The organism is Oscillatoria nigro-viridis PCC 7112 (genome assembly GCF_000317475.1).
GTDB classification, from domain to species: Bacteria; Cyanobacteriota; Cyanobacteriia; order Cyanobacteriales; family Microcoleaceae; genus Microcoleus; species Microcoleus nigroviridis.
The window spans coordinates 457,337-469,982 of the sequence record NC_019729.1; the positions used below are offsets into that span (position 1 = coordinate 457,337).

The following is a 12,646-nucleotide window of genomic DNA, read 5'->3' on the forward strand; positions in this document are numbered from 1 at the left end:
ATACAGGTTAAATATGAATTTAAACAATTACCATTGCTATCTAGTGGTTGACCTTGAAGCAACCTGCTGCGATCGACAAGCAACTATAAAACAGACTGAAATGGAGGTTATTGAGATTGGAGCCGTTATGGTAGAAGCAAAAACGCTAACTATCATTGATGAATTTCAAAGCTTCATCAAACCTATTCGCCATCCTATCCTAACTGAATTCTGCAAATCGCTAACATCTATTTCTCAAGCACAAGTCGATCGAGCTCCGACTTACCCGGAAGCGATCGCACTTCTGAAAAACTGGCTGTCTGGTTACTCAAATGGTGTATTTGGTTCTTGGGGCGATTTCGACCGCCAACAATTTCAACAAGACAGCAACTTTCACAAAATACCTTTTCCCATTGCTTATCCTCATGTCAATCTCAAACAATTGTTTTCCCAAAAGCAAGGTTTGCGAAAACGTCATGGCATGGCAAAAGCTCTGACACTCGCGGGTTTACCGCTAGAAGGAACTCATCACCGAGGCATTGATGATGCGAGAAATATCGCCAAACTGTTGCCTTATATTCTGGAGCGAAAACAGTTGTCCTGATTGGCGATCGTACATACAGCGAGCAAAATTATGGGGAGGTCGCCTAAGTGGAATGGCACCGTAAAAACTTTGGAAAAGCGGCTCCCAAAAGGACGATCGGGTTTGTTGAGTAGGGTAAAACCCACATTCCGCACCCTCAACTGGCACACACGCAGTTGGGGTGCTCCGTCCGAGTCTCTCGTCCGAGATAATAATCAAAAATACCCGCGACCTGTTGGGTCACAATCGCATCGACCTGTTGGGGCAAGTTGAAAATTAACTGCTTTCGGGCAAATCCTAGATTCTCGATATCTAACAACACCTTCATCCGTCATAATTAACTATTAATCGACAGCAGATATTTCCAGCAGCCTGATAATTACACATCACTACTGAATCAAATATTTATGAAATTTCTGTCAGTTTTGCTCATCAAACAAACTGCTCGATCTCAGATTAATAAATAATAAGACTTACAGGAGAGCGGCAGCAAGTTCAATATAGCCATTCGCTCGGCTGTTAAATTAGAAATTTGTTGAATCCCTTGTAGGCTCACCAGATGAATTGATTGAAATATCTGGCAAATCCAACGGAGCGTCGGTCGATTAGTTTGTTTGCCCAACTGATTTTTCAATTGGGAATTAGTGCGTTGCAAACTGTGACGCAGTAACCTTTGACCTAAAGTATAGACTAACAAACACAAACCCATTACCAATGCCAAAGCTTCGATTCTTTCCGGCGACTTGAGAAATACACTGTCCGTAAAAAACAGCGGATCTTTCAAGAACCCAAACCCTCTTTCTGCTGACTGCTGTTCTTTGTATTTCACAATCATATCGTCAGGCTCTAATTGCTGAGTTTCCAGCACATTAGTGGCGAGAATAAACCTGCCACAGGCTTTGGTTTCTTTGGCGATCGCACCTGTATCTGGTTCCAGTTTTGCTTGAACTTTAAATCTCTGTTTCGAGCTGGATTTCTCGCGAGCATTTGGATCGTTAGTATTAGTCTTTACTGTAATTTCTTTGCTACTAACTTGGGTGATATTGTAAAATTTTAGTTGTTTGGATAAGCGATGAGCTGCGGCGGCAGCGTCGGCGGCACAAGCAAATTCAATTTTTGAGAGTTCTTGCAGTTTATTCTCAGCTTCAGCCTGGGCTTTTTTGAGTTTTTTTTCGAGTTTTTGTCGGTCTGAATCGCGTCGCAAACTGCTCTCTACTACTAGCCATCTTTGTTCAATTCCACCATAATTACTTTTGTGTTCTGACCAGCTATATCCACTCACAGAACTGGGGGTAAATTCTGCTTCATTTAACTGAGATACCAGTTGCTGCGCTTGCTTGATACTCAACGGTACGCGGGTTAACCATCTTAAATTGGTTAACATTTCTAAGTTAGGAGCTGAATATAATGCACTATCTGCAACCATTAAACTGTCAAGGTTTAACTGTTGTTTAAACTCCTGACAAATTGATGCGAATATGGCTCGATCTGATTCATTTCCCGAACCCACCCGTAAAAATAGCGGTACATCTCCATCGCTACTACAAATTAAATCTAAAATGAATTGTTTTAAGTCGGGTCTGCGATCGCGGGAGTAGCCGTAGGTAATCTTAATTGGCACGGCAGATGACACGGGTTTAGTTGACTCGCTATCTTCGCTATCTTCGCTATCTAGCGCCGTTTCTGGCTCGATAACAGATACAGATGGTAGCTCGGATTCGTATTTGCCATGCAGGTGAAAGGAAGTTGAATCTAAATGGGATGTCTCTGTATCGAGCTCAAATTTTTGAGCTGCTGAAGCGGCAATAGTTGTAAATATTTGGCTGCTGCCTGCTAAATATAGCTTGTCTAATACTCTACCTAAACGGTATTCATTCAGGTGTGATGCTTGAATACCTTCACCCATTAAATGTTCGAGCGCTTTGCCTTCAAAAAATTTAGGAAATAAGTATAATGGAGCGGAAACAAGCCCTAACCCATTGATAATCATTGCTTTGACTGCTAGACCTGGACTGACAATCTCACCCGGTTGTTCCCCTACTAACTCATTGATTTTTTGGACAATTTCTATTTCATCAACTAGACCTGCTATTAAACCAAGATGGTCGAGGTTAGAGACGGCGAGTTCAGTTGCTTGATGCACGGGTTTCATTCGATCGAGCGAATTGTTTGCTACTTGAGTTTAGACTATTTTTATCCTCCGCGTCGCACGGGGGATAATTGGTTTTTGTTGTTAATTTACACGCTCGTACATTTTCCAACTGAATCGATCGCTTGCTCGATCACCTGACACGGCAGGCGAGAGTATTTCTACTCATCTAGAGCCGACTGATCGACTCGGACGGGGCACCCCAACTGCGTGTGTGCCAGTTGAGGGTGCGGAATGTGGGTTCTGGAGCGAAAACAGTTGTCCTGATTGGCGATCGTACATACAGCGAGCAAAATTATGGGGAGGTCGCCTAAGTGGAATGGCACCGTAAAAACTTTGGAAAAGCGGCTCCCAAAAGGACGATCGGGTTTGTTGAGTAGGGTAAAAAGTTGCTTCGCGACGTTCCCTGAAAACGCAAACTGGCAGCGGGTTGCGGAAGCACTGAAAGGAATTGACAGTCCGAGATGGGGGCAGTTCCCGTCTGCTTGCGGGCAGTAAGGAAGCGCGTTTCCTGAAAGTTGCTGTCGATCGATGCGGGTTCGAGCCCCGTCCTCTCCATTTCAAGTCCCTGTTGAAAAGTTCCAACCCGTGCCCTAACAGTTAAAGCATACATACCCGGCTGTTAACCGACTAAAACCAATGCTTTACGCACTTGCACGGGTTGAACCTGAGAACCTCAGTTGTTCTTGAGGTCTAAATCGCGATCGTAGCTGCCGATTGGCCGCAGTCTGGTCATCAACTGCTTCAGCAAGAAGCCATTGCTGTTCCAAGCGGTATAAGGACTAGCCCCTTGTCCCTTCAGGCACAAGGTTTGTCGGGCTTTGTTATGGCAGATATTCGCCAGCAGGCTAACGACTGACACTAAGCCGAGTTCATCGACAAGGGCTTCGAGTTCATCTTGAGTCACAAGCACACCTCCAGGGTTGACTATTTTCCTGAAGGATAGCACAATGGGGAAAGACCGGGTACTAAATGGGGTTAATCAGTGGTAAGTTTATCGTCAATCAGCTTATATTCATTGATAGTTGCCAGGAGCATCAGTTTAGACATGGATATTCCTGACTCGTCAGACAGCTTCTTCAGCTTTTGATGGATTCGGTTGGGCATTGTAACTTTTATGGTTTTGGAACCTTCCTCTTGTTCAGGCATTAGCAGCAATCATATTTAGTTGACACCAGCTTATCTTCTTTTGAGTGCCGATCGCACCTTGCTGCGACCTTTGTCTGTAGGGATGCGGGCGATCGGGCACTTTAAAAGCGCTACTGCTAAGCTGTTCGGGATTTAAATTGTATGTCAAAAAACAATAAAACTCTTGTGGGGTGGGCCTATGAGCCCGCCCCGAATATGCAATTTAAAAGAGCTACTGCTAGAATGGTTTCACTCTGGATAGTTCCCAAAACTTCTTAAAAAACAATATTAAATATGCGAAAACTAAAATATTACGTTGCTTGCACCGTTGACGGGTTTATTGCTCGCGAGGATGGCTCATTTGATTGTTTTCCTATGTCAGGAGAGCATTTCGCTGATTTGTTCGATTCCTTTCCTGAAACTTTTCCGGCTCACTTTCAGGAAGCACGAGGCCTTCGTGCAGAAAATAAGCAGTTTGATGCGGTTTTGATGGGACGAAAAACCTATGAGGTAGGGCTAAATGTTGGTGTAACTAATCCTTATCCCAGCTTAAAGCAGTATGTTTTTTCACGCACTATGAAAGCCAGTCCCGATGAGAATATTGAACTTGTTTCGGAAAATCCTGTGGCCTTGGTTAAGGAATTGAAAAAAGAAACGGGTAAAGACATCTGGCTCTGCGGTGGTGGCGCTTTAGCAGCCACTCTTTTTTCTGAGATTGACGAGATGATTGTCAAGTTAAATCCGGTAGTTATCGGCTCGGGAATTCCTCTTTTTTCCCGTGCACTCCATCCGACAAATTTAGAACTTGCCGATCGCCAAATCTACAGCAACGGTTTCATGTTGCTACATTATCGAGTGAAGCATTAGCAATCAGGACTTTATTCGTTGCAATTGCTGCGGGCAAAAAAGGAGTGAAGTGTTTACTACAAAATGATTTTTGAGGAATTACACAAAAGCTAAATTTTTCAGGGTGGTTAGCAAAGCGGTTATGCACCCGGCTTTTAACCGGTACCAGATAGGTTCAACTCCTATACCACCCACTCAATCGATTTTAGATTTTAGATTTTAGATTTTAGATTTTAGATTGAGGGATATCTGTGAGATTTTAGACTTGAGATTGAGGGATAACTGTGAGATTTTAGACTTGAGATTTAACGGCATATTGTTGCAGGGAATCTGCTGCATTTATCTGCGTTCATCTGCGTTATCTGCAATTATCTGCGGTTAAAAATCAAAAACTTGGAAAGTGCGGCTGTGCGGACGGCAACTGGTTTGGAATACCAGGGTGCAGCGAAAGCTGTAGAGGTTCGACTCCTCCACTTTCCCTTTTAATCATTAGTCATAAGTCATTAGTCATCAATAAGATACTAAGGACTAAAAACTCATGATTAGAAACCAAAAACAACTCTTAGAGGAGAATCAAATGTAATGTCACGCACCAAATTTGAACGGAACAAACCCCACGTAAATGTCGGTACAATCGGTCACGTTGACCACGGCAAAACAACCCTAACAGCGGCGATTACAATGACGCTGGCTGCACAGGGTCGGGCCAAGGCTAAAAAGTACGATGAAATCGATGCTGCACCGGAAGAAAAACAGCGGGGAATCACGATTAATACGGCTCACGTTGAGTATGAAACAGGCGATCGCCATTACGCTCACGTTGATTGTCCGGGTCACGCTGATTACGTGAAAAACATGATCGTGGGTGCCGCTCAAATGGATGGTGCAATCCTCGTCGTATCGGCTGCAGATGGCTCGATGCCTCAAACTCGCGAACATATCTTGTTAGCGCGGCAAGTGGGTGTGCCGAAGTTGGTTGTCTTTTTGAATAAGAAAGATATGGTGGAGGATGCGGAAATTTTGGAGTTGGTCGAGTTAGAAATTCGCGAACTTCTCAGTTCTTACGGTTTCCCGGGCGATGATATTCCAATTGTCGCAGGTTCGGCACTGAAAGCGCTGGAAAAGATGACCGCTAATCCGAAAATACAGCGCGGCGAGGATGAGTGGGTTGATGGCATTTACAATTTGATGGATGCGGTAGATGACTGGATTTCTACGCCCGATCGCGATATTGACAAACCTTTTCTGATGGCTGTTGAAGATGTGTTCTCGATCAAAGGTCGGGGAACTGTCGCAACGGGCAAAATCGAGCGGGGTAAAATCAAAGTCGGCGATACTGTGGAATTGGTGGGAATCCACAACACTCGCACGATAACTGTGATCGGTGTTGAAATGTTCCAGCAAATTCTGGATGAAGGAATGGCTGGAGATAATGTCGGTTTGTTGCTTCGCGGCATCCAAAAAGACGAAATTGAGCGGGGGATGGTGCTTGCTAAACCCGGTTCAATTCAACCTCACACTGAATTCGCTTCTGAGGTTTACATACTTTCGGAAAAAGAAGGAGGCCGCCGCACTCCTTTCTTTGCGGGATATCGCCCTCAATTCTACGTGCGGACAACGGATGTTACTGGTACGATCGCATCTTTTACGGCTGATGACGGGAGGGCGATCGACATGGCTGTTCCGGGCGATCGGGTTAATATGAGTGTGAAGTTGTTGCAGCCGATCGCGATCGAACAAAATATGCGTTTTGCCATCCGCGAAGGCAATCGTACTGTCGGTGCCGGTGTCGTCTCCCACATTCTGAAATAGACGCTTTCGGAACCAATTAGAATCAGTAAGGTGGGCAAAAGTCCACCTTACTCATTAATTCACAGCAAGTTTTTCTGTGTGGATGCAGTAGTAGCGCCAAGATGGAGTCAAGCGAATTGTCGAGATTGGAGATGGCCAAGTATCAGATTTGGTTGGATGGTATGCCGCACGTTTTGCACAACTCTGGGGAGGTGCTTGAGGTCGATCGCGCTTAATTGAAATGTGGAATCAGGGCGATCGAACTTACATTAAATATTGGAGTAAGGGCGATCGCCACAAATTTATACAAAAATAGTTGATTTTTCAGAACAGTTGTGTTAAGCTAGCGTAGATGCGGGAGTATAGCTCAGTTGGTTAGAGCAGGTGACTCTTAATCTCAAGGTCGAAGGTTCGAGTCCTTCTACTCCCATCCCAAATAACATACTATTCACAAGGCTTTGAGGCTTTAAACTGTCTCTAGTATGTCGTTTTTCGCCCATTTTGCGCTCAGGATCGCAGTCAACGGCTGTAGCGGTTGGATTACTGTGAGTGTTTGCGTTGTGGGATTTGAAATGCCGATCGACCGATCCGATCTGTCGATCGATAAAAGTGCGATCGCCCAAGCTATTTTGAAACTGAATAACAACAGGAAATGGTGATTAGCTATGATGGCAAATCTCTCGGCGCGGTGCTATGCGGGCGATCGCGATTTAGATGCGATCGCCCATTTAATCAATACTTGCGAATCAGTCGATCGGCTCGATGAAGGCACTTCCATCTCGGAACTACAACAAGAATTTAACGCACCGTCCCTAGATATAGCGCGCGATATCCGCCTTTGGGAAGATGCGGAAGGAAAATTAATCGGTTTCGCTCGGTTGTGGATTTCTGAGCCTGGGGAAGTAATTGACGGCTGGCTGTGGTTTCGCGTCCACCCAGGTGCGCGCGGAGGCGATGTGGAAGCAGCCGCGATCGCCTGGGGTGAAGTGCGGATGCGCGAAGTGTCTGCGATGCGGGGCGCGCGCGTGAAGCTGCGAACCTACGCTCGCGCTGAGGATTGCGATCGCATTTCTGTGCTGACAAGTTGCGGTTTTAAGCCCGATCGCTATTTTTACCGAATGGCGCGATCGCTCTCTGAACCCATCCCTGAACCGCAATTCCCACAAGGTTTTGCCCTGCGTCAGTTCCCCGGCGAACAGGATGCGGCAGCTTGGGTAGAAATGTTCAACCAGTCGTTTATCGATCACTGGAATCATCACGATTTAACGGTGGATAAATTTAAGCACGAGTTAGCTAAACCCGATTACAGAAATGATTTAGACTTGATTGCTGTTGCTGGTGACGGCACATTTGTCGCTTTTTGTTACTGCGAAATTAGCGTGCAAAAGTGCGATCGTACCGGGCGCAATGAAGGCTGGATTGCTTGTCTCGGCACTAGGCGCGGCTTCCGCAAAATGGGATTGGGACGAGCGATGTTGCTGGCGGGTTTGCATCGACTGAAAGCTGCCGGTGTCGCTACTGCTATTCTCGGCGTCGATGCTGAAAATTCCTCCGGTGCATTGCGTCTTTACGAGTCTGCTGGCTTCCACAATATTCGCGACAGCATTTCCTATGTTAAGGATGTTTAATCGATGTTACAGTTCGCGATCGCCCTTTCACCCAAGAAACCCGGTTTTTTAACGGATCTGCGGGTTGCAACGAAATATTTTCCTGAAAAAACCAGCTTTCTCGCCACTCGTGTAAGTTTTATCTAAAAAACTTTTGCTACCCCCTTGACACCTGTGTAGTATGTATGTAGTATGTAGGTACGGAAAGCGCAGGACAAGCAAAAACCTGTATTTTTCGTGCAAATTCTGAACCTTGACAACTAAATATTGCTCAAAATTTCAACGAACATCAATTTGAAAGTCTTGTAATATAGACTCGATGGTCATGTTGTTACTTTATACGAGACTGTTCGGTTACAAACTGACTCGGCGCGAGTCAGATGTTGTACGAAATCAGTCTAATTTCAACGAATTTGATGCGGATTCAGAACAGACAATTTCTGGCAGATTTGAATCAACCAAAAAAGCTGAGGAAATCCGCAAAATCAAACAAGTTTATCATTTAGAACGGCGCTTCTTTCAGTAAAGATTATCACATTTCGTGAATCTTTACCGATACTGGCAATTTGCCCGCGTCTCACAAAAAGCCAAAGTCGAGAGCAGATAAGCTACTAATCCAAAATCCAAAATTGCTCTAGGAGGTATCGGTAATGGTTCACATTCGTTTTGAAGGACGTTCCTATGACGTGGCAGAAAACCAACTGGGTATCGCGGCAGGAATGAGCGACAAGGCTATTAAGGAATGTCTGGCAAATCATTTTGATGTCAAAGGCGATCGCTTCGAGTCTTACGTGCTCGATCGCCGTCCCAGCGGTGATTTGATAGTCCGCCCCGAAGCCGTTTACGGCTAGGAATTAACTTTTTTTCCGCGCCCTAATTCGAGAAGCCTACACACATTAGCTCTGAAAAGATTGCGGGTTCGAGTCCCGCTGAAGGCTTCGGCCTTTATGGTGGAATGGTAGACACACTAGAAACTGTCAAAAGCTTTTCAAACTTGCGCGGTATAAAAAAATCATCAGTTGTCGGAGGCGCACCCCAACTAAAGAAGCTTACAAACTGGTAACATTCGAGCGCTCGAATAGTAGGTTCGACTCCTGCCCTCTCCGCCTCTTGGAGAGGGGTTTTAAAAATAGCTTCTCGGACTTGTGCGCCGCCAAAACCAGCAATTTTTAAAGTGAAAAAACACTTCGCGCCCTAACTGAGGAAGCTTACATACTAGCTCATTGGTAGAGCACTTCCCTTTAAAGGAATAGGTCGCGGGTTCAACTCCTGCGTATGAACAACGGCTTTCTTGACTTGCGCGAAGTGCATTTCACTACTCTAAGGAAATAAATTTTTACCGATGTAACACAAAGAAAAGTAAAATTATTCTCCGGTTTTGTTCCTAAAAAAATCTGTTCCGCACCCTAACGAGTGAAGCGAATACACACATTTTAATCGATTGGTCGCAGGTTCAAATCCTGCCAGCCCCGTTTAAGGGGCTGTAGCTCAGGGGTAGAGCGATCGCACTGTCAAAACGCTTTGCAAACTTGTGCGGAACATCTCATATTTATAAATATTAGATGTAAAAGTGGTGAAGAGAATTAAATTATGAAAAATACAACTTTAATTTACCGATCGCCCAAGGAGATAGACAGTCTGATTCATGCCTTCCAAGAATGCAGCTTGCCGCGAAGTCAATGGACTCACGAAGCGCATTTAACCGTTGCTTTGTGGTATCTATTTTATGACTCCGAGCAAGAAGCAATCAATGCGATTCGCACTGGCATTAAACGTTACAACTCGATTCAGGGAATTGAAAGCACAAAAGATAGCGGGTATCACGAAACGCTAACGCTGTTTTGGGTGCGAACTATTCGCCAGTATCTGGCTCAGGAAAGTCGGAATCAATCGATCGTACATTTGGCTAACGGTTTGATTGCAAAATATGCCGATTCCCTACGGGATAGCTCCGCTTCACGCAATTTACCATTTCGCTACTACACGCGCGATCGGCTGATGTCTTGGGAAGCTCGGATTAATTGGGTTGAACCAGACTTGAAGTCACTAGACTCCGAAATAGTCCGCCAGGGATTGAAATCCCTGTCTAATAGCTAAAGTCCTCTAAAGAGGACTAAAGATATTTGTTTTTGTTGGTTTTTAATCACAGAAAATACATTTTTAAACACGCATTTCAGTCCTCATAGCGAGGACTTAAGCTTTGAGCCAGGGATTTCAATCCCTGGCGGACTGAGGCAATAGGTGCAAAATATTAGGTGACACCAATGAATATGAATACAGCCGAGCGCGATTTACGTTTGGAAATGCTCAACAGTCTGCTCACAACTCCGCACCGTCAATTAGAAAAAGTAGCAGAAATTCACAAGTTAATTATCGAATTAGACCCAATATTTTACGGTCATTTAGCGGTGTGGTATCAGCGTCACGGCGACGTGCGCGATCACAAGGAAGTTTTTGCCGGAAATTTACTGACTTCGGCGCTGACGGAACACCGAGATGCCGGTTTTATGATGCTGCAAGAGTTCCCTCCCTACGAGGTTTCGCGGATTGTGGACTTTATGAAGCGGCACCAGAATAAGGTGCCCCGCAGCGCGCGCACTGCTGTCACTCGCTATCTGAAATCGCGGGAAAAGAATGCACAGTTTTTCGATCGCGCCGCCATCCGCAACCGCAAGGCGATGAAGCATTTGTACGCAACGCTGCACGTCAAGCCGAGCGATCGCGCTAACGCTATTCTCTTCAAAGACAATCCGCCGGCAGACTCTCTGGCATTCGTTTTGAAGCAGTTGGCGAAGGCGGCGACACCTGCGGAACAGGCGAATTTGATTGTTGAGTACAAAATTCCGTATGCGATCGCAGTTGGTGCGATCGGACAGCTAACGCCAACAGTTTTGGCCGCGCTGATTAACTCGATGTCGCCGCAGGAAGTCATCAACAATTTGAAATCGATTCAGTCGCGCGGCGCGATGGATAACGCTGAAGTCAAGCAGTTGATTGACTCGAAGCTGGATGAAGCCGCCAAGTGCGATCGGGTTTCTGCTTACAAAGCGAGTGTTGCGGGCGCGGGCGCGAACTTCGACGCAGCAACGGCGGCGAAGCTGGAAGCGGTGACAAACGAACAGGTGAAGAAGCGCGGCAAGATTGCGAAAGCAACTGCTTTGTTGATTGACAAGTCTGGTTCGATGGAAAGTGCGATCGAAGTTGGGAAGCGTCTGGCTGCTTTGATTTCCGGCATTTCCGAGGCTGCACTGTTCGTTTATGCCTTTGACACCATGCCGTATCCAGTGGAAGCAAACGGCAGCGAATTGACAGACTGGGAACGCGCTTTCAAGCACATTCGCGCTGGCGGCGGCACAAGTTGCGGTTGCGCGGTGGAAGCAATGCGGATTAAAAAGCAGGTTGTCGAGCAATTCATTCTGGTAACAGATGAAGGCGAAAACGCTGCACCTTATTTTGCCGATGCTTATCAGAATTACTGCCGCAGTTTGGGGGTAAATCCTGATGTTGTGATTGTGCGAGTTGGTTCTTGGTGCGAATATGTCCAGAAGCAATTGAAGGACAAACAAGTATCGGTGGAAACCTTTACGTTTGCCGGCGATTACTACTCCTTGCCGAATTTAGTGCCGATGTTGAGCCGTCCTTCGCGGCTGGAATTGTTGATGGAAATTCTCGACACGTCGCTGCCTGTGAGGGATGATAAGTAAAATGTAGGGTGGGCGCTGCGACCTTATTTCTTAGTCTCAAGCGGCTGTAATATCAAGTTGGAGCGCTCCGTTACGATCTAATTCCCGGTATTGTAGGGGCGGGTTCACAGACAATAATTGCCGATAATCGACAATCTCGTAAACCCGCCCCCACCCAACGGTAAATCGCAATCTACTTATATAGCTACAATTGGCACGGATCTGAAGGACAACACACTATGAAACTAGCTGAAGCTTTAATTTTAAGAGCTGACTGTCAAAAAAGAATGGAACAACTGCGAGCCAGATTGACAAGAAGTGCTAAAGTACAGGAAGGAGAAGAACCTCCCGAAAATCCCCAAGCACTGATTAGGGAATTAGATGCAGGGGTGCAAGAACTGGAAGACTTAATTAAGAAAATTAACAAGACTAATTCGCTGACCACTCTGGAAGATGGAGTGACTTTATCGGATGCTTTAGCCAAGAGAGATGCTCTGGCGCTTAAGCGCGGCATCTACAATTCTTTAGTTGACGCAAGCGCTTTGAGGCGAGACCGCTATAGTCGATCGGAAGTCAAATTTTTCAGTACGATCGACGTGGGTGAACTGCAAACGCAAATGGATCGAATGTCTAGACAGTATCGGGAGTTAGATACTAAAATACAGCAAGCAAACTGGAATACTGAACTTATAGATTGAGCAAGTTGGTAGCCAAACCAATAGAAGCGAGCACAAACCCAGCCAATTGGGTTAAGTTGGCATTAACCTCCTCCATGAGGGGCCATGCTAAAATCTCACAAATTAAGCCCAATATTGTCACAAGCGTACAGGGCATTGTTAAAGTTACTACCGCGTGCTGGTCTATTGATATTGGTGAGGGT

Annotated in this window: 14 protein-coding genes and 3 tRNA genes; 13 read left to right on the plus strand and 4 right to left on the minus strand. The window is 45.6% G+C overall.

The window, feature by feature from the left end; translation table 11 throughout:
- The first annotated feature begins 13 nt into the window (after positions 1-13).
- On the plus strand, positions 14-583 hold the full coding sequence (locus tag OSC7112_RS02040) for a 3'-5' exonuclease (RefSeq protein ID WP_015174337.1): 570 nt from the start codon (positions 14-16) through the stop codon (positions 581-583).
- A 430-nt stretch (positions 584-1,013) separates the two neighbouring features.
- On the opposite strand, the gene OSC7112_RS02045 is transcribed toward OSC7112_RS02040, so the two are convergent.
- The 4 genes from OSC7112_RS02045 to OSC7112_RS39235 form a co-directional block, all read right to left on the minus strand.
- Positions 1,014-2,705, minus strand: a complete 1,692-nt coding sequence (locus OSC7112_RS02045) for an IS1634 family transposase (RefSeq protein WP_150111640.1) — start codon at positions 2,703-2,705, stop codon at positions 1,014-1,016.
- Positions 2,706-3,387: 682 nt separating this feature from the next.
- A complete protein-coding gene (locus OSC7112_RS02055) occupies positions 3,388-3,618 on the minus strand; it encodes a hypothetical protein (RefSeq protein ID WP_015174340.1) in 231 nt (76 codons plus the stop codon).
- 71 nt (positions 3,619-3,689) lie between these two features.
- Complete coding sequence (locus tag OSC7112_RS41590) at positions 3,690-3,818, minus strand: hypothetical protein (protein WP_263053578.1); 129 nt, start codon at positions 3,816-3,818, stop codon at positions 3,690-3,692.
- Between the two features lie 34 nt (positions 3,819-3,852).
- Complete coding sequence (locus OSC7112_RS39235; protein WP_190274317.1) at positions 3,853-4,008, minus strand: hypothetical protein; 156 nt, start codon at positions 4,006-4,008, stop codon at positions 3,853-3,855.
- Positions 4,009-4,133: 125 nt separating this feature from the next.
- On the opposite strand from OSC7112_RS39235, the gene OSC7112_RS02060 reads away from it, so the two are divergent.
- From OSC7112_RS02060 to OSC7112_RS02110, 12 genes are all read left to right on the plus strand, one after another.
- Complete coding sequence (locus tag OSC7112_RS02060) at positions 4,134-4,706, plus strand: dihydrofolate reductase family protein (protein WP_015174342.1); 573 nt, start codon at positions 4,134-4,136, stop codon at positions 4,704-4,706.
- A 101-nt stretch (positions 4,707-4,807) separates the two neighbouring features.
- Positions 4,808-4,879, plus strand: a tRNA-Lys gene (locus OSC7112_RS02065).
- 201 nt (positions 4,880-5,080) lie between these two features.
- Positions 5,081-5,166 (plus strand) — tRNA-OTHER (locus OSC7112_RS37705).
- Between the two features lie 101 nt (positions 5,167-5,267).
- The gene (gene tuf, locus OSC7112_RS02070; RefSeq protein ID WP_015174343.1) at positions 5,268-6,497 is read left to right on the plus strand and encodes an elongation factor Tu; all 1,230 of its coding nucleotides are present in this window, start codon (positions 5,268-5,270) and stop codon (positions 6,495-6,497) included.
- A gap of 335 nt (positions 6,498-6,832) precedes the next feature.
- Positions 6,833-6,906 (plus strand) — tRNA-Lys (locus tag OSC7112_RS02075).
- A gap of 52 nt (positions 6,907-6,958) precedes the next feature.
- Entirely contained in the window at positions 6,959-7,135 is a 177-nt protein-coding gene (locus OSC7112_RS39240) for a hypothetical protein (protein ID WP_190274318.1), read from the plus strand.
- Positions 7,136-7,141: 6 nt separating this feature from the next.
- Positions 7,142-8,104, plus strand: a complete 963-nt coding sequence (locus tag OSC7112_RS02080; protein WP_015174344.1) for a GNAT family N-acetyltransferase — start codon at positions 7,142-7,144, stop codon at positions 8,102-8,104.
- A 304-nt stretch (positions 8,105-8,408) separates the two neighbouring features.
- Positions 8,409-8,609 (plus strand): radical SAM protein, encoded by a 201-nt coding sequence (locus OSC7112_RS02085; protein ID WP_223300739.1) that lies wholly within the window; start codon positions 8,409-8,411, stop codon positions 8,607-8,609.
- A gap of 124 nt (positions 8,610-8,733) precedes the next feature.
- Entirely contained in the window at positions 8,734-8,934 is a 201-nt protein-coding gene (locus OSC7112_RS02090; RefSeq protein WP_015174347.1) for a hypothetical protein, read from the plus strand.
- Between the two features lie 739 nt (positions 8,935-9,673).
- Positions 9,674-10,180 (plus strand): hypothetical protein, encoded by a 507-nt coding sequence (locus tag OSC7112_RS02100; RefSeq protein ID WP_015174348.1) that lies wholly within the window; start codon positions 9,674-9,676, stop codon positions 10,178-10,180.
- Between the two features lie 167 nt (positions 10,181-10,347).
- Positions 10,348-11,787 carry a vWA domain-containing protein gene (locus OSC7112_RS02105; RefSeq protein WP_015174349.1) on the plus strand — a complete coding sequence of 480 codons (1,440 nt, stop codon included), beginning with the start codon at positions 10,348-10,350 and terminating at the stop codon, positions 11,785-11,787.
- Positions 11,788-12,005: 218 nt separating this feature from the next.
- The gene (locus OSC7112_RS02110; protein WP_015174350.1) at positions 12,006-12,464 is read left to right on the plus strand and encodes a DIP1984 family protein; all 459 of its coding nucleotides are present in this window, start codon (positions 12,006-12,008) and stop codon (positions 12,462-12,464) included.
- The last annotated feature ends 182 nt before the right edge of the window (positions 12,465-12,646 follow it).